Consider the following 25446-nt stretch of genomic DNA (forward strand, 5'->3'; position numbering starts at 1 on the left):
TTGCGGTCCGGAGCGTTCGCTCCGGACTTCCCCTTCGTCATCGTCGTCACCGCCTGCGGCGGTTCCTTCCGATTCCCTCGGGCGCATCGAGGTTGCTCGCCACCCAGGCGCCCGCGCCGACGGGCTACGGATGTCTTGGCCTGTCGCGCTGCTGGAGCCGTGGTCGGGGGGAGCGGCTGGGTTTGCCCGTCATTATCGGCCGCCCGGGCGGCCGATAATGACATACGTGATTTATTTGATTGCTGTGGTGGTCGCTTGCGCGCGTGCAGTGAGTGGCGTGTGGGGGCGCATCGTCGTCTTGCAACTGGAGTCTTCGCTGTAGGCGCGGCCTCGTCAGTTCGCCGCCTTTAATCCCTCGCGAAACACGGCGATCTCCTCCGGCGTCTTCCCCAGCACCTCCCGCAGCACTTCCTCCGTATGCTCCCCAAGCAGCGGCGGTGCGCGGCGGTACTCCACCGGCGACGCCGACAGCCGCAACGGACTCGCCGTCACCGCGGCCACGCCGCCCGCCGGATGCGGCATATCGCGGCGTAGCTGCCGCGCCTGCGCTTGCGGATGGGCCTGGGCCTGCGCGATATCGTTGATGGGGCCGCAGGGCACGCCCACGGCCTCCAGCTTGGCGATCCAGTCATCGCGCTGGCCCTGGCGCATGATCTCGGTCAGCAGGCCGACCAGCAGCTCGCGGTTGGCGAGGCGCATGCGGTTGGTGGCGAAGCGTGGATCGTCGCCCAGCTCGGGCGCGCCGATGGCGCGGCAGTACGCGCGGTACTGCGATTCGTTGCCGGTAGCGACGATCAGGTGGCCGTCGCTGGCGGCGAATACCTGGTAGGGCACGACGTTCTGGTGTGCGTTGCCGGCGCGCTGGGGCGCCACGCCGGAGTTGAAGTAGTTGGAGTTCTGGTTGGCCAGCATGGCGACGTGGCTGTCCAGCAGGGCGATGTCCAGGTGCTGGCCCAGGCCGCTGTTGTGGCGTTCCTGCACGGCGGCCAGGATCGCCACGGTGGCGTACATGCCGGTGATGATGTCGGTCACCGCCACGCCGGCCTTCTGCGGCCCGCCGCCAGGCAGGTCGTCGCGTTCGCCGGTGATGCTCATCAGGCCGCCCATGCCCTGGATCATGAAGTCGTAGCCGGGGTGCCGCGCGTAGGGGCCGTCCTGGCCGAAGCCGGTGATCGAGCAATAGATCAGGCGCGGATTGATCTGCTTCAGGCTGTCGTAGTCCAGGCCATATTTGGCGAGGCCGCCGACCTTGAAGTTCTCGACCAGGATGTCGCTGGCGGCGGCCAGTTCGCGGATCAGCGCGGCGCCTGCGGGCGTGGCCATGTCAGCCTCGACCGAGCGCTTGTTGCGGTTGGCGCTGAGGTAATAGGCGGATTCCTCGGTGTCGCGGCCCTCGCCGTCCTTCAGGAACGGCGGGCCCCAGGCGCGCGTGTCGTCGCCCACGCGGGGGCGTTCGATCTTGATGACGTCGGCGCCCAGGTCGGCGAGGTTTTGCGTGCACCAGGGGCCGGCCAGGATGCGCGAGAGGTCCAGCACCCGGATGCCGCTCAAGGCGGGCGGGCGCGTCATGGTTTCAGCTCCGCCGTGCCGTTGCTCAACACGACTATCTTGCGTTCGAGGGCGCGGGCCAGGAAGCGGACCTGGCCGTCGGGCAGGCGCCAGATGTCGCACTGCAGGGTTTCGCCGGGGTATACGGGCGCCGAGAAGCGCGTGTTCAGGCTGACGAGGCGCGAGGCGTCGTAGCCGCAGCAGCTTCTCACGATGGCGTGCGCCACTACGCCGTAGGTGCACAGCCCGTGCAGGATGGGTTTGGGATAGCCGGCCTGGCGCGCGACCTCGGGGTCTGCGTGGAGCGGATTGCGGTCGGCGTTCAGCCGGTACAGCAGGGCGGCGCTGGCGGGAATGCGGAGCTCGCAGCGCAGGTCCGGTTCGCCGTCGGGCGCGGCGGGCAGGGCCTCGGGGCTGTCGTCTCCCTGCCCGAAGCCGCCGTCGCCGCGGCAGAAGGTGCTTTGCCGCAAGGTGGCCAGGCAGGCGCCGTCCTCGCCGTGCAGGGTGCGTTCGGTGATGACGATGGCGCCCTTGTCGGCGCCCTTGTCGATCACGTGCGTGTTGCGGCTTTTGCCGGTGACCACGCCGGCTGGCGGCAGGGGCGCGTGCATGGTCAGCCGCTGTTCGCCGTGCACCACGCGCACCCAGTCTATGCCGGCGCGCGGATCCTGGACCCAGAAGCCAGGGTAGCCCAGCACCACGCTCATGGTGGGGAAGGACTGCAAGCCTTTTTCGTACACGTAGCGCAGTTGGCCGGCGTCTTCGGGGTCCTGCCCCAGGCCGATGCCCAGCGCGTACAGCATGGTGTCCTTCTCGTCGTAGCGCTGGCGCACGTCGTCGAAGCGCCAGTTCTTCACGGTTGCGTAGTCCAGGGGCATGGCGGCCTCAGATGGGGTCCCAGTCGATCACGTCGGGCGAACGCTCCAACGCGTAGAAGTGCTTGCGCATGGCGGGTACCGCGATCTCGGCGATGCGTTCGGGCGTCCAGCCTTCGCCGTGATGCACGGTGCGCAACGGGCGCGGTTGGCTCATCAGCATGATTTCGTTGGCGCGTACGGCGAAGATCTGCGCGGTGACCTCGCTGGCCGCGTCGCTGGTCAGGTAGACGGCCATGGGCGCGACCTTGCCGGCTTCCATCTTCTTCAGCTTTTCGACGCGGGCCTTTTCTTCGTCGGTTTCGGCGGGAATGGAGCTGGTCATGCGGCTCCATGCGAACGGCGCGATGCAGTTGGAGCGGACGTTGTAGCGGGCCATGTCCAGCGCGATGGATTTCGACAGGGCGACGATGCCGAGCTTGGCCGCGGCGTAGTTGGCCTGGCCAAAATTTCCGATCAGTCCGGACGTGGACGTCATGTGCACGAATGCGCCCGACTCCTGTTCGCGGAAGTAGGGGGCCGCCGCGCGGCTCATGAAGAAGGAGCCGTTCAGGTGCACGCCCAGCACCTGGCTCCATTCCTCTTCGCTCATCTTGTGGAAAACCCGGTCGCGCAGATTGCCGGCGTTGTTGACCACGGCATCGATGCGGCCGTAGGCATCGATCGCGGTCTGCACGCAGCGGCTGGCGCTGTCGTAGGCGGCCACGCTGTCGGTATTGGCGATGGCCTGGCCGCCCGCCGCGATGATCTCCTTGACGACGGCTTGCGCGGGGCCTTCCGCGCCGCCTTCGCCGGTGAGCGATACGCCGATGTCGTTCACGACCACCTTGGCGCCGGCTTGCGCCATGGCCAGCGCGATGCTGCGGCCAATGCCGCCGCCCGCGCCGGTAACGATCACTACTTTTCCGGAAACCATGCCGCTCATTGAAGTTGACTCCTGTGCTGCGGCGCGCGCGCCGCGTGGAAAACAGTTCCGCATCAAACGCTCTGGTTTGAGGGAATGCACCATGGTAGATTCGACGAGGCATGAGAAGAATTCAAAATTAGATATGCCCCCCTTCTGCGTGGTGGAACATGAGACACGATCTGACTGACCTGCGTTTGTTTCTGAACGTGGGTGAAACACTCAATCTGACCCGGGCTGCGGAACGCACCTTCCTGTCCTTGCCGGCAGCGAGCGCGCGGGTGAAGAACATGGAAGAGGCCTTCAAGGCCAGGCTGCTGGTGCGCATGGCCACGGGCGTCGCGCTGACCCCGGCGGGCGAGGTGCTGCTCAAGCACGCGAACGCCGTGTTCCGCCAGCTGGAATGCCTGAACGCGGATCTGCAGCCCTATGCCAGCGGACTGAAGGGGCGTCTGCGCCTGCTGGCCAACACCACGGCCACCAACTCCTTCCTGGCCGATGCGTTGTCCACGTTTCTTGCCGAAAACCCCGATGTGGACGTGGAGCTCGAAGAGAAAATTTCCGGTGATATCGTTATTGCGATACGCGCGGGTGCGGGCGACCTGGGACTGGTGGCGGGCAATATCGACGTGTCGGGCCTGGACGTCACGCCGCTGTTCCGCGACGAGCTCACCGTGGTGACGTCGCTCGATCACCCGCTGGCCGCCTCGGAGTCCGCGCAATTCGCCGACCTGCTGGACGCCTACCAGTTCGTCGGCATCCATCCCGACAGCGCCATCCAGACCTTTCTGGAAGACATCGCCAGCGGCCTGGGCAAGCGCATCTGCCAGCGCGTGCACGTGGGCAGCTTCGAAGCGGTATGCCGCATGGTCGAGGCAGGCGCGGGGATCGCGGTGGTGCCGCGCGCCTGCGCGGCGCGCTATAGCCGTCCGGACGCCCTGCATGTGCTCAGGCTGGAAGAGCCCTGGGCGCTGCGCGACCGCCTGTTGTGCCGCCAGCGCGGGCGCGATCTGCCCAGTTTCGCGGAATGCTTCATCGAGCACGTGCAGCGCGCCGCGCGCGGCTTGTAGCGTGTCCCGAAGAGGGGCTTTTGCAAATATGTAGCGGCGGCTCCGCAGGTTCGGCAAATAATAAAAAAAGGCGTCAGGCAGCAGTCCTCGAGCTTGGCCGCCCATAAAACCGAGAACCTGGAGACTGCCGTGACCGATCTACAACGCCGCCGCGCCATTGCGGGGCTGGGTGCTGCGTGCGCTACCGCCGCGCTGCCGGCGCTATTCCCCACGCTTGCCCGTGCCGCCGCCTGGCCGGCCCATGCCGTGAACTTCATCGTGCCTTTTCCCGCGGGCGGGCCGGTGGATACCACCGCGCGCTTCACCACGCAGCCGCTGGGCCAGCTGTGGTCGGTGCCCACGGTGGTGGACAACAAGTCGGGCGCGGGCGGCATCGTCGGCGCGCAATTCGCGGCCAAGGCCGAGCCGGATGGCTACAACTACTTCTTCGCCTCGATCCACCACGCGGTGCTGCCCAGCCTGCGGGGCAATCTGAGCTACGACATCAGCCGCGACTTCGTGCCGGTCGGCATGGCGGCGGTCTTTCCCATCGTGCTGGTGGTGAACGCGGCCTTGCCCGTGAATTCGGTCAGCGAGCTGATCGCCCATGCCAAGGCGAACCCGGGCAAGCTGTCGTTCAGTTCATCGGGAACCGGCGGCGGCACGCATCTGGCCGGCGAGCTCTTCAACGCCATGTCCGGCGTGCGCATCCAGCACGTGCCCTATCGCGGCAGCGCGCCCGCCATGCAGGACCTGCTGGGCGGACAGGTGCAGGTGATGTTCGCCGACGGCCCATCCGCCGTGCCGCATCTGAAGGGCGGCAAGGTGCGTGCCTTGGGCGTGGGCAATCCCACGCGTTCCAGCATGCTGCCCGATGTGCCGACCATCGCCGAATCGGGCCTGCCGGGTTACGAGGCCTATTCATGGAGCGGCGTGATGGCGCCCAAGGGCACGCCGCTCGACATCGTCAAGCGCGTGAACGCGGACTTGGTGAAAGTGCTGTCGGATGCGGCTACCGCTCAATCCATGATCGCCGCAGGCGCCGAGCCCAAGCCCGGCACCCCCGAGCAGTTCGGCGAATTCGTGCGCGACGAAATCGCGAAGTGGCGCGACGTCATCAGGACGGCCAACATCAAGCTGGATTAGAGCCGGCTCAAGGTCTCGCGAGCGCTGCGGTATTCGGCTTCCAGCTGGTCCACCAGCATGGCGGTCGGCAGGACCTCCTGCGCCGCGCCCACGCCCTGGCCCGCGCTCCACACATCTTTCCAGGCCTTGGGCCGGGAACTCTTGTCCATGTTCGCGGGCGGGGCAACGCCATTCCTGGCGAGCTCCAGCGGATCCAGGCCAGCCGCCTGGATGCTGGCCGACAGATAGTTCGCCGGCACGCCCGAGAAGTAGGGGGTGTAGGTCACGTCCGCAGCTTGCGCCTGCAAGACCATTTCGCGATAGGCATCGCCGGCCAACGATTCCTGCGTGGCGATGAAGCGCGTGCCCATGTAGGCGAAGTCGCAGCCCAGCACCTGCGCGGCCAGGATGTCCTTGCCGTGGCTGATGCAGCCTGACAGCGCCAGCGGGCCGTCATAGAAGGCGCGGATCTCGTTGACCAGCGCGATCGGATTGATCTGCCCGGCATGGCCGCCGGCGCCCGCCGCCACCAGGATCAGGCCGTCGACGCCGGCGTCCAGCGCGCGCTGAGCATGCCGCACGTTGGTGACGTCATGGAACACCAGGCCGCCGTAGCCGTGGGCGGCTGCCACCACGGCTTCGGGCGCATGCAGCGAAGTGATGATGAGCGGCACGCGCCGTTCGGCGCAGATGGCCAGATCGCCCTGCCAACGTGGATTGCTGGGGTGGACGATCAGGTTGACGCCATAGGGTGCGATGCGGGCGCCGGGCGCGGCCTGGCGCCTGGCGGCCAGGCCGTCTTCAATGCGTGTGAGCCAATCGTGCAGCTGTTCCTGTGGACGCGCGTTGAGCGAGGGGAAGGTGCCGATGATCCCCGCCGCGCATTGCGCCACCACCAGGTCCGGTCCGGAGACCAGGAACATGGGGGCGCCGATGACGGGCAGGCGGGTTTGGGCGTGCAGCGCGAGCGGGGGATTCATCTGGATGCTCCGGGGTGGTCAGTTGGCCTGGATGTTGGCGCTCTGGATGACGTCGGACCATAAGGCGTATTCGCGGTCGATGCGTGATTGCAGGGCCTTGGAGTCGCCGGTGTTGATGGTGTAGCCGCCGTCGGTCATGGCCTGGCGGAAGGCGGGATCGCTGGAGACCTCGTTCAGCGCGCGGGTCAGGCGGGCCGCGACGGCGTCGGGCAGCTTCTTCGGACCTACCAGCGCGTACCAGCCCACCACCTCGTAGTCCTTCATGCCGGCTTCGACCATGGTGGGCACGTCGGGCAGTTCGGGGTTGCGGGTCTTGGAGGTGACCGCCAGGGCGCGGGCCTTGCCGCTCTTGATGAAGGGTATGGCGGTGCTGGTGATGTCGAACATGAAGGTGATCTTGCCGCTGATCACGTCCACCATGGCGGGCGAGTTGCCGCGGTAGGGCACGTGCAGCATGGGCGCGCCCGCCTGCTTTTTCAGCAGCTCGGCCGACAGGTGGTTGGATGCGCCGATGCCGGCCGACCCGAACGACACGGCGTCGGGATGGGCGCGGGCGTAGGTGACCAGTTCGCTGACGTTCCTTGCGGGGATCTGCGGGCCGATCAGCAGGACGTTGGCGTAGTCCACCACCAGTCCGATCAGCGAGAAGTCCTTGCGCGGATCGAACAGCGTGCTGCGCTGGACCAGCGGCGACATGGTGAGGGTCGGGCTGGCGGCGAAGCCCAGCATGTAGCCGTCCGGCGGGGCCTTGGCGGTGGCGTCCGAGGCGATCATGCCGCTGGCGCCGGCGCGGTTTTCCACCACCACCGCCTGGCCCAGCTTGTCGCCCAGGTACTTGGCGAAGACACGGGCGGTGGTGTCGACGGGGCCGCCGGGAGCATAGCCCACCAGCAGCCGGATGGGGCGTTCGGGATAGGCGTCCGCCCGGGCGCTAGAGGCCGTGGCGAGCGCCGCGGCGGCGGCGGCTACGGTGAGCAGGGTCTTGATGTTCACGCTGTTGTCTCCTTGTGGGTAAGCGGCGGGTCGTGCAGCGGAACAGCGAGCCGCGGCTACGCCAGCCTTTCTTTCAGCGGTTGCTTGAGGATCTTGCCGCTGACGGTCGTGGGAATGGTGTCGATGGGGATGATGCGGGCGGGCCGCTTGTACGGCGCCAACTGCGCGCGCAGATGCAGCATCAGCAGGTTGGCGTCCACCGTGGCGCCGGGCAGGGGCTCGACGAAGGCGATGACTTCCTCGTTCTGGTCGGCGGTGGCGCGGCCCACCACGGCCGACAGGCGTACGCCGGGGAAGGCGTTGATGACCGATTCCACTTCCAGCGGATAGACGTTGAAGCCGGAGCGGATGATCAGGTCCTTGGAGCGGCCCGCGATGTACAGCGCACCGTGTTCGTCGACGTAACCGATGTCGCCGGTGTTGAGCCAGCCGCCGGGCAGCAGCGCCTGCGCGGTCTGTTCAGGATTGCGGTAGTAGCCCAGCATGACGCCCGGGCCGCGGATCAGGATGTCGCCGCGCTCGCCTGGGGCGGGCGTGCCGCTGTCGGGGCTGCCGATGCGCATCTCCACGCCTTCGACCGCGTGGCCGGCCGAGCAGTCGTTGCGCGGCGCATCGATGCGGGTGACGAACATGGAGCCCGCATATTCGGTGATGCCGTAGCCGTGGTGCATGGCGACGCCGAAATAGCGTTCGGCGTCGCGCTTGAGCGTGGGGTCCAGTGCCGCGCCGCCGGTATACAGGTAGCGCAGGGCCGGCGTCCGCAGCTCCGCGCGTGGCGGCGCCACGGCCATCATGCGGCTGAACATGGTGGGCACGCCTTGCAGGATGCTGACGCCGGGATGGGCCAGGGCCTTGAAGGCATCCGCGGGGTCGAAGCGGCTGCGCAGCACCAGGCTGGCGCCCGCGTGCACCGTGGCCATCAGCACGGTGGCGATGCCGAAGATGTGCGACATGGGCAGCGCCGCATAGCCGATGTCCTGCGGCGTCAGGCGGCGCGAGGCGGCGGAGACGCGGGCGAAATGCAGCAGGCCGCGATGGGGGACCAGAACCCCCTTGGGCGCGCCGGTGGTGCCGGATGTGTAGATGACGGTCGCCACTTCCGCGGCCGAATCGTCTGTCTCGGCCTGCGTGGGGCCGTCCGCCCTGGCGGCCTGCACGCCTGGCCCCCAGACGTCCGGGTCGGCGTCGGTGGCGCCGGCATGCTCGGCATGGGCCGCGGCAGCGGGCGATATGCCGCTGGTATAGAGCAGCAGTTCCGGCTGCGCGTGGTTGCGGATGGCGTCGATCTCGCGCGTGGACAGGCGGGCATTGACGCCCACTGGCCAGGCTCCCGCCGCGCTGCAGGCAAACAAGGCCGCGATCATGGCTGCGCAGTTTTCACCCGCGATCAGCACCCGGTGTCCGGGTCGCACGCCCTGGCCGTCCAGCCAGGCGACCGCGGCCTGCACGCGCCGCCAGAACTGCGCGTAGCTCAGCTTGCCGCCGCCTTCTTCGTGCAGGAAGATGGCATCGGGCCGCAGGCCGGCTTGCTGCGCCAGCAGTTGATGGATACGGGTAAGCGTGGCTGCGGGAGACATGGTTGCGGTTGCGTCGTTCAAAGCGTGGCCTGGGTGCCCAGGATGGCGGTGGATTGGCTGGACAGGGTGCCGCCGTTGCCGTGCACCAGGGCCAGGTGCGCATCGGCGACCTGGCGCGCGCCGCATTCACGGCGCAGCTGGCGGACGGCCTCGATCATGATGAAAACGCCATACATGCCCGGATGCACGCAGCACAGCCCGCCGCCGTTGGTGTTGACCGGCAGCGTGCCGCCCGGGGCGATCGCGCCGCCCGCGATGAAGTCCTTGCTTTCGCCCTTGGCGCAGAAGCCCAGGTCTTCCAGGAACAGCAGGGTGTTGATGGTGAAGGCGTCGTACAGCTCCACCACGTCGATGTCCTGGGGCGCCACGCCTGCCATCTCGAAGGCCCGCTTGCCGGACTCGGCCGCGGCGGTCACGGTCAGGTCTTCCATGGACGAGATCTGGCGGTTCCAGACCGCCGTGGCGTTGCCCAGCACGTAGACCGGCGGGCGCGGCAGGTCGCGGGCGCGCTCGGCGCGCACCAGCACGTAGGCGCCCGCCCCGTCGGTGACCAGGCAGCAGTCGCGCACGCTCAGCGGATCGGACACCATGCGGGCCGAGAGAATCTGGTCCAACGTGGCGGGCTCGCGCAACTGCGCTTCGGGGTTCAGCTGGGCCCATTGGTTGGCGGCCAGCGCCACCTGCGCCAGGTGCTCGCGGCGGGTGCCGTACTGGTGCATGTGGCGCGCCGCCGCCAATGCGTAGGACGACAGGGGGCTCAGCGGCTCGTAGGGCGTCTCGTAGGGCTGCGGATCGAATTGCTTGCGGACCCGGCCGATCTCGGCGCGGCTCAGCGTGGATGTGCGCTGCGTGCTGCCATAGCAGACCAGCACCGCGTTGCACTGGCCGGAAGCCAGCGCATGCAGCGCGGGCAGCAGGTGCGCGACGAAGCTGGAGCCGCCCAGCATGGTGCTGTCGATGAATGTCGGGCGGATGCCCAGGTGTTCGATCACCGGCATGGCCCACATCGGCGCGGCCACGCTGGCAGTGCAGATGCCGTCGATGTCGCGCATGCTGAGGCCGGCGTCCGCTACCGCGCGTTGCGCAGCCTGCACCAGGATTTCCATTTCGGTGTAGCCCGTGGCCTGGCCCAGGCCCGCATGGCCCACGCCCGCCACCGCCACGGCGCCGCGCAGATCGTTGAGCGTCATGGCGCTTCCTTGTTGGGAACGAAGACCACCAGGCCGTGGCCGGCCTGCTGCGTCACCTGCGCACGCACCGCCATGCCGATATGCACGGCGCCGGGCGCCACGCCTTCCACGCGGCTCATCAGCCTGACGCCTTCCCGCAGGTCGATCAGCGCCACGTTGTAGTCGCCGCCCGCCTCGGGCTTGCGGCGCACCACGGTGGTGGAATAGACCTTGCCGCGCCCGTCGGGCGTGGCCCAGGCGAGCTTGTCCGCGCCGCAATGCGGGCAGATCATGCGGGGGTAGAACACCGCGCGGTCGCAGCCGGCGCAATGCTGGATGAGGAAGCGGCCTTGGTCCAGCGCCTGGCGGTATTGCGCTTCGACGCCTTGCGGCGCGGCAGCCTGGTGATCGGGAACGGTCATGATGCCTACGGGTTCCAGTGGATGACGCTTGCAAGTGTCGGCACTGGCGGCGGGTTCGGCCATTCTTCATTGCTGAAGCTGGCCTTCTGCCGGCCCGTAGTGGGGCCCTATGTCCTGCGCGAAGCCCGTCTTCGGAAGAGGCAGATTGTCCGGCGCGCCGGGCCGTGGCTAGATACCGGAAAAGGAGCTCGACCATGAACCTGACCTGGACGCCGCAAGAGCGGCTATTCCGCGAAGAAGTGCGCGCCTTCGCCACGGACAAGCTGCCGCAGGACATACGCGACAAGGTGCTGCGGCATCAGCGGCTGGAGCGCGACGACTATGTGCGTTGGCACAACATCCTGGCCGATCAGGGCTGGGGCGCGCCGAACTGGCCCGTCGAGCACGGCGGCACCGGCTGGAACGCCTTGCAGCGCCTGATCTTCGAGGTGGAGTGCTTCAAGGCCGGCGCGCCGCGCCTGTTGCCCTTCGGCTTGTCGATGATCGGCCCGGTCCTGATGAAGTACGGCAGCGCCGAGCAGCAGGCCAGCCTCCTGCCGCGCATCATCCGCGTCGAGGACTGGTGGTGCCAGGGCTATTCCGAGCCGGGCTCGGGGTCTGATCTGGCCTCGCTCTCGACCCGCGCGGTGCGCGATGGCGACGAGTACATCGTCAACGGCCAGAAGACCTGGACCACGCTGGCCCAGTACGCCGACTGGATGTTCTGCCTGGTCCGCACCGACCTCGAGGCCCGCGCGCAACGCGGCATTTCGATGCTGTTGCTGGACATGCGTTCGCCAGGCGTGACCGTGCGCCCCATCCGCACGCTGGACGGCGGGCACGATGTGAACGAGGTCTGGCTGGAAAACGTGCGCGTGCCGGCGGCCAACCTGGTAGGCGTGGAGAACCAGGGCTGGACCTATGCCAAATACCTGCTGGGCCATGAGCGCACCGGCATCGCAGGCCTGGGCCATTGCCACCGCGAACTGGGCGTGCTCAAGCACATGGCGGTGCAGGCGCAAGCCCGAGGCAGGCCCCTGCTGGCGGACAGCCGGTTCCGCGACCGCATTTCGCGTATCGAGGTCGACATCATGGCGCTGGAAATGCTGTTGCTGCGCGTGGCTTCCAGCAACGACGGCACGCCCGGGCCGGAAGCCTCGGTATTGAAGATCCGCGGTTCCGAGATCCAGCAGGACCTGGCCATGTTGCAGATGGAGGTGGCGGGGCCGGAAGCCTGGCCCTACGACCCCGATTGGCTGGAGGCCGGCAACGGCTTCAGCGGCCCCGGGCCGGCAATGGCGGCCGCGGCCGGCGCGGGCTATGCCGATATGCGCAAGACCTCGATCTACGGCGGCACCACTGAAGTGCAGAAGGGCATCATCGCCCGCCTGGTGCTGGGCCTGTAGGCCCGGTCTGGCGCAACCCGACAGGAAGACGACGCATGGATTTCATCTATACCGAAGAACAGCGCATGCTGGCCGACAGCCTGCGGCGCCTGGTGGACCAGGAATGGACACACTCGCGCCGCCGCGCCCGCCAGGCCGCGGGCAAGCTGGATGCCGACGCCTGGGCCGCACTGGCCGAACTGGGTGTGCTGGGCCTGACCATTCCGCAGGACTTTGGCGGTTTCGGCGAAGTGCCGGCCAGCCTGCTGCCGGTGCATGTGGAACTGGGCCGCGGGCTGGTGTCCGAGCCGGTCATCCCCAGCGCGGTCATGAGCGCGGCGCTGCTGAATGCCTGCGGCGGCGAGGCGCGCGGCCTGTGGCTGCCGGCCATCGCCTCGGGCGACGCCATCGTCAGCGTGGCGTACCAGGAACCCGGCCGTCGCTATGACGCCGACCCGCGCGATTGCCGCGCCGCCAAGACCGCCGAAGGCTGGCGCCTGGACGGCGTCAAGCATCTGGTCTGGCACGGCGCCGCGGCTACGGCATGGCTGGTCAGCGCGCGCGGCGATGACGGCCAGGCCCTGCTGCTGGCGGTGCCGGCCGACACGGCGGGCGTGCAGATCACCGATACGCCCACGCTGGACGGCGCGCGCTGCGCCCGGCTGGAGCTGAAGGCGGTCAGTCTGCCGCCCGACGCCTTGCTGGCCAAAGGCGCCGCGGCGGAGCAGGCCCTGGCGCAGGCTTTGCAGTGGGGCACCGCCGCGCTGTGCGCGCATGCGGCGGGCGCGATGGAGCGGCTGCTGGAGATCACCGTCGACTATCTCAAGGCGCGCAAGCAGTTCGGCCAGCCGCTGGCCTCGTTCCAGGCCTTGCAGCATCGCCTGGCGGAGATGCTGGTGGCCAAGGAACTGGCTTTGTCCATGGCCTATGTGGCGGTGGCGGCCCTGACCGAAACCGACGCGCCGCAGCGCCGCCGCATGATCGCGTCGGCCAAGCTGGAGGCCGCGCGCGCCGGACGCCTGGTGGCGCAGATGGCGGTGCACCTGCATGGCGGCATGGGCATGACCGACGAACTGGACGTGGGCGACTACTTCAAGCGACTCACCGTCGTAGACCAGTTGCTGGGCGATACCGCCGAGCAGTTGGCCGTGCTGGAGGAGCTGGCATGAGCGAGGCGACGGCAGCGCAGACCGACGGCGGCGGCTACAGCCAGATCCGCTTCACGCTGGAACGGGGCGTGGGCGTCATCACGCTGAACCGGCCAGACCGGCTGAACAGCTTCACGGAAGTGATGCATGCCGAACTGGCGCGAGCGCTGGACGTGATGGAGGCCGACAGCGGACTGCGCGGCCTGATCATCACCGGCGCTGGGCGGGGGTTTTGCGCGGGTCAGGATCTCGGCGAGCGCAAGCCGGCAGAGGACGGCGAGCGCCGGGACCTGAGCCTGATCCTGGAGCAATGCTACCGGCCCTTGATCAGCCGGCTGCGGGCCTTGCCCGTGCCGGTGGTGTGCATGATGAACGGCGTCGCGGCCGGGGCGGGCGCCAGCCTGGCGCTGGCTTGCGACGTGGTGTTCGCGGTGGAGTCGGCGCGCTTCATCCAGGCCTTCAGCAAGATCGGCTTGCTGCCGGATGCCGGCGGCACCTGGTTCCTGCCGCGGCTGGTGGGTTCCGCCCGGGCCATGGGCGCCGCGTTGTTCGGCGAGGCGTTGAGCGCCAGGCAGGCGGAAGCATGGGGGCTGATCTGGCGTGTGGTGCCGGATGCAGCGCTGGCGGACACGCTGGCGGAAGTCACCGGCACGCTGGCGGCCGGCCCCACCCGCGCCTATGCCGCTACCAAGGCCGCGCTGCACGCCTCCAGCGGCAATACGCTGGCGCAGCAGTTCGACCTGGAGTGCCGCTTGCAGCGCGAACTCGGCTACACCGACGATTACCTGGAAGGCATGCGGGCGTTCGCGCAAAAGCGCCCGCCGGCATTCACCGGCGCTTGAGGCTGGCGGGCGGTCTTCAGGGCGCCCGCGCCGCCTGGATCTGTTCGATGAGTTGGCGCGCGCAGCCCGGCAGGGCGTCGATGTCGCGCACCAGCAGCTTGCGTTCGCGCACCACCCAGGGCTCGTCCAGCTCGACCACGCGCAGCTTCATGTCGGCGCCATAGCGCCGCGCCGCGGAGTCGGGGATGACGCCGATGCCGACGCCTGCCTGCACCATCCGGCAGATGGAATCGAAGCTGTAGAGCTGGATACGCTGGGGCAGGCGCTGGCCGACCTGGTCCAGCTGGTCGCGCAGGAAGGCGACCAGGGTCGAGCCTTCGTGCATGGTGATGAAGGGATAGCGCACTGCCTCGGCCAGCTTGATCTTCTCCTGGTCCTGCAGCGGATGGCCGTTGGGCACCACCAGCACCAGCTTGTCGGTGCTGAAGTGGATGGTCTGCAGATCGGGGGCGTCCACCGGGCCGGCCACGATGCCCAGGTCGGTGGTGCCGTCCAGCACGCCGCGCACGATGTCGCGGGTCAGGCGTTCCTGCAGGTCCACGGTGACGCCGGGGTGGGCTGACAGGAATTGCGCCAGGATGTCCGGCATGAATTCGGTGACCGCCGTGGTGTTGGCGAAGATCCGGATGTGGCCGGCGTCGCCGTCCGCCTGTTCCTGGAAGTCATGTTTCAGGTGGTCTACCTGGCGCATGATGACCCGCGCGTGCTGCAGCAGCTTCTGGCCCGCGGGCGTGATTTCCACGCCGCGGCTGTCGCGGTACAGGAGGCGGGTATTGAGCTGGTTCTCCAGCGCCTTGATGCGCACGCTGACTGCCGCCAGGGACAGGTGCGCCCGCTTGGCCGCCTGGGTCAGGCTGGGGGATTCGGCGATGTGGATGAACAGGCGTAGGTCGGCGAGGTCGAAGTGCATGGGCCATATATTACGGCGCGAGGCGGCGGGCCGGGAGGCGGGCGCCCGATTCAGGCAGAGCAAACCCCTCCTTGAGCAAAAACGAATTCACAAGCGGGACGGCTTGCGGGCATGCTTCAGTCTGTAAAAACCCCAGCAGAGGATATCGGCATGACATCTACAGATCCGGCCGCGTGGATCGGCAGCGGTGAACGCAAGACGGACTCCATGGACCCCGGCCATGCCGCGCGCATCGCGGCCACGCTGGGAGGCGCCGCGCCGGCCCAGGGCGATGCCTTGCCGCCGCTGTGGCAATGGGCGTTCTTCATTTCCACGGTGGACATGGACGGGCTGGGGACGGATGGCCATCCGGCGCGCGGCGGTTTCCCGCCGCCCGCCCAGGACCGCAATCGCATGTGGGCCGGCGGCCGGGTGGAATTTCGCCGGCCGCTGAAGGTCGGCGTGCCCGCGGAACGCGAATCCACCGTGATCGACGTCAAGGAAAAATCGGGCCGCACCGGCGCGCTGCTGTTCGTGACGGTACGGCACGAATTCCGCCAGGAAGGCGAAGTGGCCATCCACGAAGAACAGGACATCGTCTATCGCCAGCCGTCGCCGCCCAAGCTCAGCGGCAGCGAGCCTGCGCCGCAGGCGCAGTGGCGCGATACCGTCGAGCCGTCGCCGGTGCTGCTGTTCCGCTATTCGGCGGTGACCTTCAACGGCCATCGCATCCATTACGACCATCCCTACGTGACCGGCGCCGAGGGCTACCCGGGCCTGGTGGTGCACGGTCCGCTGATCGCCACGGAGATGGTCACCGCCTTTACCCGCGCCCATCCGCAGGCGCGCCTGACCCATTTGTCGTATCGCGGCCTGCGCCCGCTGATTGCGCCCACGCCCTTCCAGGTGGCTGGCCGCTTGACCGAGCCGGGCGTGGCCCAGCTCTGGGCCGAGCAGGACGGCACGCTGGCCCACCAAGCTGAACTGAGGTTTACCGAATGAGCATAGAGGCCCCCCGTCCCCTGGACGGCATCACCGTCGTCAGCCTGGAGCATGCCATCGCCGCGCCGTTCTGCACCCGCCAGCTGGCGGACATGGGCGCGCGCGTCATCAAGATCGAACGGCCCGGCGGCGGCGACTTCGCCCGCGGCTATGACGAGCGCGTGCGCGGCCTGTCCTCGCATTTCGTCTGGACCAACCGCTCGAAGGAAAGCCTGACGCTGGACCTCAAGCGCGCGGAGGCGGGCGGCGTCATGGAGCGCCTGCTGGAGACGGCCGACGTGCTGGTGCAGAACCTGGCGCCGGGCGCGGCCGCGCGCCTGGGGCTGTCTTTTGACGCTCTGCACAAAAAGTACCCGCGCCTTATCGTTTGCGACATCTCGGGCTATGGCGAAGGCGGGCCCTATCAGGACAAGAAGGCCTATGACCTGTTGATCCAGAGCGAAAGCGGCTTCCTGTCGGTGACCGGCACCAAGGACGATCCGGTCAAGGCCGGCTGCTCCATCGCCGACATCGCCGCTGGCATGTACGCCTATTCCGCGATCCTGAACGCCTTGCTGTTGCGGCAGAGAACGGGCCTGGGCAGCCGCCTCGACGTCTCCATGCTGGAAAGCATGGTCGAGTGGATGGGATTCCCCATGTACTACGCGTTCGAGGGCGGCACGCCGCCCGTGCGCGCGGGTGCGGCCCACGCGTCTATCTATCCCTACGGCCCGTTTCCGGTGGGCGACGGCGCCACCATCATGCTGGGGCTGCAGAACGAGCGCGAGTGGCGCGTGTTCTGCGCCCAGGTGCTGCGCCAGGCGGAACTCGCGGAAGACCCGCGCTTCATTTCCAATTCGCTGCGAACCGCCAACCGCGACGACTTGCGCGCGCTGATCGTGGCTGCCTTCGCCGACCTGTCCATCGATCAGGTGACGCAGCGGCTGGAGGACGCGCAGATCGCCAACGCGCGCGTCAATGACATGGCCGGCGTCTGGGCGCATCCCCAGCTACAGGCGCGCGGCCGCTGGAGCCAGGTGGACAGCCCCGCTGGCGAACTGCCCGCGCTGCTGCCCCCGGCCAGCAGCAACGCCTTCGCGCCGCGCATGGCGGCGGTGCCCGCGGTGGGCCAAAACACCGATGCGGTGCTAGCATCATTGGGATACGCGCCCGATCAAGTGGCGCAGTTCCATGCATCGGAGGTCGTGTGACGCATCCCGTTGTCCGTAGCGCGCTGTTTGTGCCGGCTTCGCGCCCCGAGCGCATACCCAAGGCGCTGGCGGCCGGCGCCGACGCCGTGATCGTCGACCTGGAAGACGCGGTGGAGCATCTGGCCAAGGCGTCCGCCCGGGAATCGTTATGCGATTTCCTGGGGACGAATCCCGGCGCGCGGCTGTGGGTGCGGATCAACGATGCCTCCACCTCCTGGCACGACGACGATCTCAAGGCCTGCCGGGGCAGGCCCGGGGTGGCCGGCGTGCTGCTGCCCAAGGCCGAAAGCCTGGCGCAGGTGCGCCATGTGGTCCAGGCGGGGCTGCGCGTGATTCCCATCCTGGAAACCGCCCAGGGCATACTCAATGCCGCAGAGGTGGCCGCCACGCCCGGCGTCGAACGCCTGGCGTTCGGCAGTCTGGACTATGGCCTGGATATGGGTCTGGCGCCCGATACGCCGGGCGCGGAAACAGTACTGGACCAGGCGCGCGTACAGGTGCTGCTGCATAGCCGCGCCGCCGGCCTGGCGCCCGCCCTGGACGGCGTGTTCCCGGGCGTCCAGGATCAGGCCGGGCTGGCGCATGCCGCGGGCCGGGCGCAGCAGATGGGTTTCGGCGGCATGCTGTGCATCCATCCTACGCAGGTGCCGGTGATCCACGCGGCCTTCGTGCCCGCGGCGCAGGAACTGGCATGGGCGCGCCGCGTCATCGCCACGCACCGCGACATCTCGGCCGGCACCTTCATGCTGGACGGCAAGATGGTCGACGCGCCTGTCATCGCGCGCGCGCGGCTGGTGCTGGCGCAGGCGGGCGAAACCACCGGCTTCTAGGCCGCTTCCGATCACTTCTTTCCGGCAGGTCTATGAGCGAAGCGCTCTTCATCGGACACACTTATATCGACGTCACCGTGCTGGCGGACGAATGGCCCACGGGCGATGAAAAAAGCGTGGCGCGCGACTACGCCGTGTCCTTCGGCGGCAATGCCGTAACGGCCGCGTTCGCCTGCGCGCGGCTGGGCACGCCGCCGGACCTGATCTGCTCGCTGGCAGCGGACTGGCTGGGCCATATGTACACGGACATGGCGGCGGCGCACGGAGTGTCGCTGCATGCGCGCAAGGTGAGCCGGTCGTCCCTGTCCTTCATCATGCCCAATCACGGCAAGCGCGCCATCGTGCGCGCGCGCGACGTGGACTACCTGAACGATTTTCCACGGTTGGACATCGGCGCCTACCGCGCCCTGCATCTGGATGGCCATCAGCCCGACGCGGCCCTGCATTACGCGCGGGCTTGCCGGCAGGCGGGCGTGCTGACTTCGCTGGATGGCGGGGGCGTGCGCGAGAACACCGACGAACTGCTGCGGCATATCGACGTGGCGGTCTGCGCGGAGCGCATGTGCGAGCAACTGGGGCTTACGCCGGAAGGCCTGCTGGACCTGCTGAAGGCGCGCGGCTGCCGGGTCGGGGCGGTCACCCTGGGCGAGCGCGGCATGCTCTGGTACGACGAGACAGGAGCGGTGGCTGTCCTGCCTGCGCTGGATGTGCCGGCTTCAAGCATCGTCGATACCTCGGGGGCCGGGGACGTGTTCCATGGCGCCTACGTCTGGTCCTATCTGAACCGTCCGGAGCTGCCCTGGCTGGAGCACTTCACGTTCGCGCGCGCCGCCTCAAGCCACAAGATCCAGCATCTGGGCAATGAAGCGGGCCTGCCGCAGGTCGAGGACGTGGAGCGCGCGATGATGGCCTTCGCGCCGAAGGGGTAGGTCCTAGCTGGCGATCCGCTCTATCGGCTGGTCGCGGATTGCGCCGATCCAGTCGTCGATAGGCTTGCCTTGCAGCGAAAGCCCGGGAGCCAGGTCGCGCAAGGGCATCAGCACGAAGGCGCGCAAATGCATGCGGGGATGGGGCAGCGTCAGCCGCTCATGGTCCAGCACGGTGTCGCCGTACAGCAGCAGGTCCAGGTCCAGCGTGCGCGGCGCGTTCTTGTAGGGCCGTTCGCGGCCATGCTGGTTTTCCAGCGCCTGCAATGCGTCCAGCAGAGCCAGCGGCGGCAGATGCGTGTCCAGCGCCGCCACCGCATTGGTGAAATCCGGTCCCGAGGCTTCCACCGGCGCGGTGCGATAGAACGGCGATGCTGTCACCGCCATGATGCCGTCGGTTTCCCGCAATTGGTCCAGAACACGGCGCAGGGTCGCTGCGCCGTCGCCCAGATTGGCGCCCAGGCCTACGTAGGCGCGGACGATGGCCGTGGACATGGCTCAGTCGGCGCTGGGCGTGCCGCGCGACGGCGAACGGCGCGGACGACGGCGCTTGCGCGGGGCGGCGGGCGCGTCGCCGGCTTCGCGCGGCTGACGGGCTATCTCTTCGATCATCTCGCTGCGGGTGACGTCGTCGGCGTTGGCCAGGTCCATCCACCACTGCGCCAGCACGCTGTCGAACTCGCCGGCCGCTGCGCGCAACTGCAGGAAGTCGCAGGCGGCGCGGAAGCGCGGCTGCTCGATCATGCGGTAGATGGTCTTGCCCATGCGGCGCTCGAAACGCGGCTGCATGAACCAGATCTCGCGCATGTCCGAGGAGAAGCGGCGCTGGATGGCGAGCTTTTCGGTTTGTTCGTCCAACACCGAATCGGCCGCCTGCGACAGCGCGGGGATGGTGTGTTCGCCCTGGGCGCGCAGTTGTTTCCAGCGCGCCTCGACCTGCTGCCATAGCAACGCGGCGAACAGGAAGCTGGGGCTGATGGTTTTGCCGGAGCGCACGCGCGCGTCGGTGCGTTCCAGCGCCAGTTCCACGAAATGCTCGCCGCCAGGCTGTTCCAGCACCACGTCCAGCAAGGGCAAGAGGCCCTTGTGCAGGCCGTCGGCGCGCAGCTGGCGCAGGCAGTCCATGGCATGGCCGCAGGTCAGCAGCTTGAGCATTTCGTCGAACAGGCGCGAGGCCGGCACGTTATCGATGAGCTCGGCCATGGTGCTGATGGGCTGGCGCGTGGCCGGGTCTATCGTGCCGTTGAGCTTGGCCGCGAAGCGCACGGCGCGCAGCATGCGGACCGGATCTTCGCGGTAGCGCTTGACCGGGTCGCCGATGATGCGGACCTGGCGCTTCTTGAGGTCGGCCACGCCGTTGTGGAAGTCGATGACTTCCTCGTTGTGCGGGTCGTAGTAGAGCGCGTTCATGGTGAAGTCGCGGCGCGCCGCGTCTTCCTCGTGCGAGCCGAACACGTTGTCGCGCAGGATGCGGCCGTGCTCGTCGGTCTCCTGGTCTTCCGAGGCGGGCGCGCGGAAGGTGGAGGTTTCGATGATTTCCTGGCCGAAGACCACGTGTACCAGCTGGAAGCGGCGGCCGATGATGCGGGCGCGGCGGAACAGTGGGCGGATCTGCTCGGGCGTGGCGTTGGTGGCCACGTCGAAGTCCTTGGGCTCCAGGCCCACGATCAGGTCGCGCACGGCGCCGCCGACGATATAGGCGTCATAGCCGTGCTGGCGCAGCACCTCGCAGACCTTGATCGCGTGGCGCGAGACGTTGCGGCGGTCGATGCCGTGTTTGTCGCGCGCGATGCGCAACGGCCCCCGGGCTGCCGGCGCGAACAGTCGGCCGACGAATTTTTTTATGGTTTCAGTGATCATTTAGGACTTCGAATCTTCCATGTGGTCGAACAAGTCGATCACTTGCCAGCCGCGTTCCTGGGCGATGCCGCGCAGGGTCGGGCTGGGGTTGGCTGCGATCGGGCGGGTCACTTTTTCCAGCAGGGGTACATCGTTGACCGAATCGCTATAGAAAAACGATTCCGAAAAATCCGCAAGCCCCAATCCCATGCCGGCCAGCCAATCGTTGACGCGGACCACCTTGCCTTCCTTGAAACTGGGCGTGCCGAGAATGCGGCCGGTGTAGCGTCCGCGCAGGTATTCCGCGTCGGTGGCCACGAGATGGGGCACGCCGAAGGCGCGCGCGATGGGGGCGGTGACGAAGCTGTTGGTGGCCGTGACCACCGCGCACAGGTCGCCGGCTTCCAGGTGCGATTGCACCAGGTCGCGCGCGGCGGGCGTCATGGACGGGCGGATCACTTCTTCCATGAAGGCTTCGTGCCAGGCCGCCAGGTCATAGGGGGTGTGCGCGGCCAGCAGGCCGAGCATGAACTCGGCGGCCTGCTCGGCGGTGAGTTCGCCGCGGTTGTAGCGATCCATCAGATCGTCGTTCTGGCGGCGGGCTTCGGCGGGATCCCCGGCGCGGCCGGTGCGTGCCAGATAGTCGGCCCATTGGTAGTCGCTATCCAGCGGCAACAGGGTGTGATCCAGGTCGAACAGGGCGAGGCGTCGGGAGGTCATGTGCGTTGTGAATCAGGGTCTGCGAGCATGGCCCGCAACAGAGGCAGGGTGATGGGACGGCCGGTGGCCAGGGAATAACGGTCCAGCGCGTCGATCAGCTCCGCCAGCTTGCGGATGTCGCGTTCGTGGTGCGTGAGCATCCAGTTGATGATTTCGGGCGCCAGATGCATGCCGCGCTCGGCCGCCTGGGCCGACAGGGCGGCCAGCTTGTCGGCGTCGGACAGCGGGTCCAGGCGGAACACCAGGTCCCAGCCCAGGCGCGTGCGCAGGTCCTCGCGCAGCGGCATCGACAGCGGCGCGCGGTCGCCCGCCAGCGCCAACGCAAAGGCGCGGCCGGTGGCGGCAGATTCGCGCCAGCGGTTGTAGAGCGCAAACAGGGCGGCCTGGCGGCTGTCGTTCATGCGGTGCACGTCGTCGACGGCGACGAACTTGGGCATGGGCGACTTGGAATCGGCTTCGGCCAGGCGGCGCAGCATGTTTTCGCCGTTGGCATCGATGTAGACGGCGTCGGGGCGGGCGGTCAGCGCGCGCAGCAGATGGGTGCGGCCGCAGCCCGCGGCGCCCCAGATGTACAAGGCGCGGCCCGGAAGCAGCGCGCGCACCGCCGCCAGCGCTTCCCCGTTGGGGCCGGCGATATAGTTGTTCAGCGATGGCGCTGGCGCGGGGAGAACGTCGAGCAGCAGCTGGCGGTTCATGGGAGCTTACAGGGTGCCGAAACTAGGCGGATAGCACTGGTCAATACAGCGATAGGTCAATACGGCAGGCCAAAACGGACCTGCCCGGGCTTTGGCCGCCGGGTTTTGATCGGGTTTTGATCGCCAGAAACTGGCAAAATCAATACCGGCCAACCCTACACTTTAAACCACCTCGGGCCTAGGTGTCGCGTCCAAGGCCCTGGGCTGGCCTGGGTTTGCGCCGATTCTGCCTTCCTCGTCGCGCCCCGGCCGGTCCTGGCGGGTCCGTCCCTGTCCCAACCGCTTTCGCGGCGCCGCGACGGGGATGATCCCTGCTTGCGCCCGCAACATCGTAAAATGCAGGGCGTTCCACCAAAATCCCAGCAATTGTTACATACCCCACGGCATTTCTCATGACGAATCAACCTACCGCCCCTCTGACCTACCGCGATGCCGGTGTCGACATCGACGCAGGCGACGCCCTGGTCGACCGTATCAAACCGCTTGCGGCGCGCACCATGCGTCCCGGGGTGCTGGCCGGTATCGGCGGCTTTGGCGGCCTGTTCGAAGTGCCGAAGTCGTACAAGGAACCCGTGCTGGTCTCGGGCACCGACGGCGTGGGCACCAAGCTGCGCCTGGCGTTCGACTGGAACCGCCACGACACCGTGGGTATCGATCTGGTCGCCATGAGCGTCAACGACATCCTGGTCCAAGGCGCGGAACCGCTGTTCTTCCTGGACTATTTCGGCTGCGGCAAGCTTTCGGTGGATACGGCGGCGTCGGTGGTGGGTGGTATCGCCAAGGGCTGCGAACTGTCGGGCTGCGCCCTGATCGGCGGTGAAACCGCCGAAATGCCGGGCATGTACCCGGACGGCGAATACGACCTGGCCGGTTTCGCGGTGGGCGCGGTCGAAAAGTCCGCCATCATCACCGGCAAGTCGATCAAGACCGGCGACGTAGTGCTGGGCCTGGCTTCCAGCGGCGCGCACTCCAATGGTTATTCGCTGCTGCGCAAGATCCTCGAACGCGCCAACGCCAAGCCCGACGACGATTTCCACGGCCAGCCGCTGGTCGACGTGGTCATGGCGCCGACCCGCATCTACGTGAAGCAGGTGCTGGCCGCGCTGGCCAAGCACGGCTCCAGCATCAAGGGCCTGGCCCACATCACCGGCGGCGGCCTGCTGGACAATGTGCCGCGCATTCTGCAGCCTGGCCTGTCGGCCCAACTGCACCGCGCCAACTGGGAAATGCCCAAGCTGTTCCAGTGGCTGCAACAGCAGGGCGGCGTCGAAGACACCGAGATGTACCGCGTCTTCAACTGCGGCATCGGCATGGTGCTGGTGGTGGATCCGGCGCAGGCCGAAGCCATCGCGGCCACGCTGCGCGAGCAGGGCGAGACCGTCAGCACGCTGGGCGAAATCGTCGAGCAGAAGGAAGGCATGGCGCAGACCTTCGTGGTGTAAGCCTGGCTTGCGCCGCAATGAAAAACCGCGCCACGGCGCGGTTTTTTTGTGCCCGGCGCATGCCAGGAAGCCTGCCTAGGCGCGTCCCGCCAGCGCGATGGCCATCGCGTCTATGGTCTGCGCCACGGCATCCGCCGCCAGGCAGTCGACGATGACGCGCTCGGGCTGCGCGCGCAGCCAGGTGATCTGGCGCTTGGCCAGCTGGCGCGTGGCGGCGATGCCTTGTTCGCGGGCCGTGGCGAGGTCAACCTCGCCGTCCAGGTGGGACCACATCTGCCGGTAGCCCACGCAGCGCACGGAAGGCAGGCCCGTGTGCAGGTCGCCCCTGGCGCGCAGGGCGCGCACTTCATCGAGCAGGCCGCGGTCCAGCATGGCGTCGAAGCGCTGCTCGATGCGGGCGTGCAGGGCGGCGCGGTCTGAGGGCTCCAGGCTGATGGTGAGGTACTGGTTGCCCTGGTCGTCGCGCGGACGTTGGCCGCGCAGCAGCAGGGCGGACATGGGCTGGCCGGACAGCATGCAGATTTCCAGCGCGCGTTGGATGCGCTGGCTGTCGTTGGGCGCGAGGCGCGCGGCGCTGACGGGATCCCGTTGCGCCAGTTCGGCGTGCAGCGCGGGCCAGCCCTGGATGGCGGCGCGCGCTTCCAGTTCGGCGCGCAGCGTGGGATCCGCCTGGGGCAGATCGTCGAGGCCGTCGCGCAGCGCCTTGTAGTACATCATGGTGCCGCCCGCCAGCAGCGGGATGCGCCCACGCGCGCGGATCTCGTCGATCAGGCGCCGCGCATCGGCGACGAAGTCGGCGGCGGAGTACGACTGGATGGGATCGAGGATGTCCAGCAAGTGCTGCGGCACCTGCGCCTGTTCCTCGGGCGAGGGCTTGGCGGTGCCGATGTCCATGCCGCGATAGATCGTGGCCGAATCGACGTTGATGATTTCCAGCGGCCAGCGTTCGGCCAGCGCCAGGGTGGAGGCGCTCTTGCCGGCCGCGGTGGGACCGGCCAGGCAGATGACCGGCGGCGCCGCGTTGGGGGAGGAGGACGGCGGCAAGCTCATTGCCCGCGCAGGAAGAGCTTGTCCAGGTCGGACACCGACCACTGGATCCAGGTGGGGCGGCCGTGGTTGCACTGGTCGGCGCGTTCGGTGGCTTCCATCTGGCGCAGCAGCCCGTTCATCTCTTCGATGGTGAGCTTGCGGTTGGCGCGCACGGAGCCGTGGCAGGCCATGGTGGACAGCAGTTCGTTGCGCTGTTCGGTCAGCAGGCGCGAAACGCCCACGGCGCCGAGGTCGCGCAGCACGGCGCGGGCCAGCGTCTCGATGTCGCCGCGGGCCAGGATGGCCGGCACGGAGCGCACCGCGATCGAGGTGGGGCCGGACGGACGCATTTCAAAGCCCAGTTCGTTCAATTGCTCGTCGAATTCCTCGACCAGCGCCACGTCCTTTTCCTGGGCGTGGAACACCACGGGCACCAGCAGGTCCTGGCGCGGCAGGCTGCGTGCGTCCAGGGCGTGCTTGAGCTGTTCGTAGACCACCCGTTCATGCGCGGCGTGCATGTCCACCAGCACGATGCCGCGGCGGGTCTGCGCCAGGATGTAGATGCCGTGCAGCTGCGCCAGCGCCATGCCCAGCGGATGTTCCTCGTCCGCGGGCAGGGCGGCGGCGGGAGCGGGCGCGGGTTCGCGTAGCGGCGCCGTCTTGGCGGCCGAGTCGTCATCGAGCGGACGATAAAGCGATTGCCAATCCGCGGCCGGGATGCCGGCGGTTTCGGCATGCAGGCGGAACGGGACTTGGGTGTGCGGGCGCTGCGGCGCGGGCGAAGGCCGCAAGCCGTAGGACGGCGATGCGTTGCCGCCGCCGTTGTAGGCGGGCCTGGGCGTGTCCGCCATGGGGCTGGCGGCGGGCGCGTAGGGCGCGGCCTGCGGG

At 68.1% G+C, this 25446-nt stretch carries 24 protein-coding genes and 1 pseudogene; 10 read left to right on the forward strand and 15 right to left on the reverse strand.

What is annotated here, in order from left to right; all coding sequences use genetic code 11:
* Positions 1-333: 333 nt before the first annotated feature.
* From WBB14_RS09090 to WBB14_RS09100, 3 genes are read right to left on the reverse strand one after another with little or no spacing between them, the layout of a single operon-like run.
* Positions 334-1569, reverse strand: coding sequence for a CaiB/BaiF CoA transferase family protein (locus WBB14_RS09090; RefSeq protein ID WP_424239529.1), 1236 nt, complete (start codon positions 1567-1569; stop codon positions 334-336).
* The gene (locus WBB14_RS09095; RefSeq protein WP_424239530.1) at positions 1566-2426 is read right to left on the reverse strand and encodes a MaoC/PaaZ C-terminal domain-containing protein; all 861 of its coding nucleotides are present in this window, start codon (positions 2424-2426) and stop codon (positions 1566-1568) included. The genes WBB14_RS09090 and WBB14_RS09095 overlap by 4 nt, the downstream gene beginning before the upstream one ends.
* A 7-nt stretch (positions 2427-2433) precedes the next feature.
* The gene (locus tag WBB14_RS09100) at positions 2434-3348 is read right to left on the reverse strand and encodes an SDR family NAD(P)-dependent oxidoreductase (RefSeq protein WP_424239531.1); all 915 of its coding nucleotides are present in this window, start codon (positions 3346-3348) and stop codon (positions 2434-2436) included.
* Positions 3349-3497: 149 nt separating this feature from the next.
* On the opposite strand from WBB14_RS09100, the gene WBB14_RS09105 reads away from it, so the two are divergent.
* Together WBB14_RS09105 and WBB14_RS09110 are read left to right on the forward strand one after the other, a co-directional pair.
* Positions 3498-4397, forward strand: a complete 900-nt coding sequence (locus WBB14_RS09105) for a LysR family transcriptional regulator (protein WP_424239532.1) — start codon at positions 3498-3500, stop codon at positions 4395-4397.
* Positions 4398-4526: 129 nt separating this feature from the next.
* A complete protein-coding gene (locus WBB14_RS09110) occupies positions 4527-5522 on the forward strand; it encodes a tripartite tricarboxylate transporter substrate binding protein (protein ID WP_424239533.1) in 996 nt (331 codons plus the stop codon).
* Here the strand turns inward: WBB14_RS09110 and WBB14_RS09115 are convergent.
* Genes WBB14_RS09115 through WBB14_RS09135 form a run of 5 tightly spaced genes read right to left on the reverse strand, consistent with a single transcriptional unit; the run spans position 5519 to position 10642 of the window.
* Positions 5519-6481 (reverse strand): NAD(P)H-dependent flavin oxidoreductase, encoded by a 963-nt coding sequence (locus WBB14_RS09115; RefSeq protein WP_424239534.1) that lies wholly within the window; start codon positions 6479-6481, stop codon positions 5519-5521. The two genes, WBB14_RS09110 and WBB14_RS09115, sit on opposite strands and share 4 nt — an antisense overlap.
* Before the next feature lie 18 nt (positions 6482-6499).
* A complete protein-coding gene (locus tag WBB14_RS09120) occupies positions 6500-7474 on the reverse strand; it encodes a Bug family tripartite tricarboxylate transporter substrate binding protein (RefSeq protein WP_424239535.1) in 975 nt (324 codons plus the stop codon).
* 56 nt (positions 7475-7530) lie between these two features.
* The gene (locus tag WBB14_RS09125) at positions 7531-9051 is read right to left on the reverse strand and encodes a class I adenylate-forming enzyme family protein (RefSeq protein WP_424239536.1); all 1521 of its coding nucleotides are present in this window, start codon (positions 9049-9051) and stop codon (positions 7531-7533) included.
* Positions 9052-9068: 17 nt separating this feature from the next.
* Positions 9069-10241, reverse strand: a complete 1173-nt coding sequence (locus WBB14_RS09130; protein WP_424239537.1) for a thiolase — start codon at positions 10239-10241, stop codon at positions 9069-9071.
* Entirely contained in the window at positions 10238-10642 is a 405-nt protein-coding gene (locus WBB14_RS09135; RefSeq protein ID WP_424239550.1) for a Zn-ribbon domain-containing OB-fold protein, read from the reverse strand. The genes WBB14_RS09130 and WBB14_RS09135 overlap by 4 nt, the downstream gene beginning before the upstream one ends.
* Before the next feature lie 194 nt (positions 10643-10836).
* On the opposite strand from WBB14_RS09135, the gene WBB14_RS09140 reads away from it, so the two are divergent.
* From WBB14_RS09140 to paaG, 3 genes are read left to right on the forward strand one after another with little or no spacing between them, the layout of a single operon-like run.
* Entirely contained in the window at positions 10837-12027 is a 1191-nt protein-coding gene (locus tag WBB14_RS09140) for an acyl-CoA dehydrogenase family protein (protein WP_424239538.1), read from the forward strand.
* 35 nt (positions 12028-12062) lie between these two features.
* Positions 12063-13175 carry an acyl-CoA dehydrogenase family protein gene (locus tag WBB14_RS09145; protein ID WP_424239539.1) on the forward strand — a complete coding sequence of 371 codons (1113 nt, stop codon included), beginning with the start codon at positions 12063-12065 and terminating at the stop codon, positions 13173-13175.
* A complete protein-coding gene (paaG, locus tag WBB14_RS09150) occupies positions 13172-13996 on the forward strand; it encodes a 2-(1,2-epoxy-1,2-dihydrophenyl)acetyl-CoA isomerase PaaG (RefSeq protein ID WP_424239540.1) in 825 nt (274 codons plus the stop codon). The genes WBB14_RS09145 and paaG overlap by 4 nt, the downstream gene beginning before the upstream one ends.
* A gap of 16 nt (positions 13997-14012) precedes the next feature.
* Here the strand turns inward: paaG and WBB14_RS09155 are convergent, their stop codons facing one another.
* Positions 14013-14906 (reverse strand): LysR family transcriptional regulator, encoded by an 894-nt coding sequence (locus WBB14_RS09155; RefSeq protein ID WP_424239541.1) that lies wholly within the window; start codon positions 14904-14906, stop codon positions 14013-14015.
* A 150-nt stretch (positions 14907-15056) separates the two neighbouring features.
* On the opposite strand from WBB14_RS09155, the gene WBB14_RS09160 reads away from it, so the two are divergent.
* From WBB14_RS09160 to WBB14_RS09175, 4 genes are read left to right on the forward strand one after another with little or no spacing between them, the layout of a single operon-like run.
* Entirely contained in the window at positions 15057-15887 is an 831-nt protein-coding gene (locus WBB14_RS09160; RefSeq protein ID WP_424239542.1) for an FAS1-like dehydratase domain-containing protein, read from the forward strand.
* Positions 15884-17077, forward strand: coding sequence for a CaiB/BaiF CoA transferase family protein (locus WBB14_RS09165; protein ID WP_424239543.1), 1194 nt, complete (start codon positions 15884-15886; stop codon positions 17075-17077). The genes WBB14_RS09160 and WBB14_RS09165 overlap by 4 nt, the downstream gene beginning before the upstream one ends.
* Positions 17074-17907 (forward strand): HpcH/HpaI aldolase/citrate lyase family protein, encoded by an 834-nt coding sequence (locus tag WBB14_RS09170; RefSeq protein WP_424239544.1) that lies wholly within the window; start codon positions 17074-17076, stop codon positions 17905-17907. Before WBB14_RS09165 ends, WBB14_RS09170 begins: the two co-directional genes overlap by 4 nt.
* Before the next feature lie 32 nt (positions 17908-17939).
* Complete coding sequence (locus WBB14_RS09175; protein WP_424239545.1) at positions 17940-18836, forward strand: sugar kinase; 897 nt, start codon at positions 17940-17942, stop codon at positions 18834-18836.
* 3 nt (positions 18837-18839) lie between these two features.
* Here the strand turns inward: WBB14_RS09175 and WBB14_RS09180 are convergent, their stop codons facing one another.
* Genes WBB14_RS09180 through hda form a run of 4 tightly spaced genes read right to left on the reverse strand, consistent with a single transcriptional unit; the run spans position 18840 to position 22087 of the window.
* Entirely contained in the window at positions 18840-19328 is a 489-nt protein-coding gene (locus WBB14_RS09180; RefSeq protein WP_424239546.1) for a 2-amino-4-hydroxy-6-hydroxymethyldihydropteridine diphosphokinase, read from the reverse strand.
* Between the two features lie 3 nt (positions 19329-19331).
* Positions 19332-20693 carry a polynucleotide adenylyltransferase PcnB gene (pcnB, locus tag WBB14_RS09185; RefSeq protein ID WP_424239547.1) on the reverse strand — a complete coding sequence of 454 codons (1362 nt, stop codon included), beginning with the start codon at positions 20691-20693 and terminating at the stop codon, positions 19332-19334.
* Complete coding sequence (locus tag WBB14_RS09190; protein ID WP_013391641.1) at positions 20694-21392, reverse strand: HAD family hydrolase; 699 nt, start codon at positions 21390-21392, stop codon at positions 20694-20696.
* Complete coding sequence (gene hda / locus WBB14_RS09195; RefSeq protein ID WP_332013429.1) at positions 21389-22087, reverse strand: DnaA regulatory inactivator Hda; 699 nt, start codon at positions 22085-22087, stop codon at positions 21389-21391. The genes WBB14_RS09190 and hda overlap by 4 nt, the downstream gene beginning before the upstream one ends.
* Before the next feature lie 392 nt (positions 22088-22479).
* Here hda and purM point away from each other — a divergent pair, with 392 nt between their 5' ends.
* Positions 22480-23529 (forward strand): phosphoribosylformylglycinamidine cyclo-ligase, encoded by a 1050-nt coding sequence (gene purM / locus WBB14_RS09200; protein ID WP_424239548.1) that lies wholly within the window; start codon positions 22480-22482, stop codon positions 23527-23529.
* 75 nt (positions 23530-23604) lie between these two features.
* Here the strand turns inward: purM and miaA are convergent, their stop codons facing one another.
* Together miaA and mutL are read right to left on the reverse strand one after the other, a co-directional pair.
* Positions 23605-24579: a tRNA (adenosine(37)-N6)-dimethylallyltransferase MiaA gene (gene miaA, locus WBB14_RS09205; protein ID WP_424239549.1), complete on the reverse strand. Its 975-nt coding sequence runs from the start codon at positions 24577-24579 to the stop codon at positions 23605-23607.
* Positions 24576-25446, reverse strand: a pseudogene (mutL, locus tag WBB14_RS09210) (DNA mismatch repair endonuclease MutL); the annotation flags it as partial. The pseudogene mutL and the gene miaA, both read right to left, overlap by 4 nt.

This window comes from Achromobacter sp., from assembly GCF_049647645.1.
Taxonomy (GTDB): domain Bacteria; phylum Pseudomonadota; class Gammaproteobacteria; order Burkholderiales; family Burkholderiaceae_B; genus Achromobacter.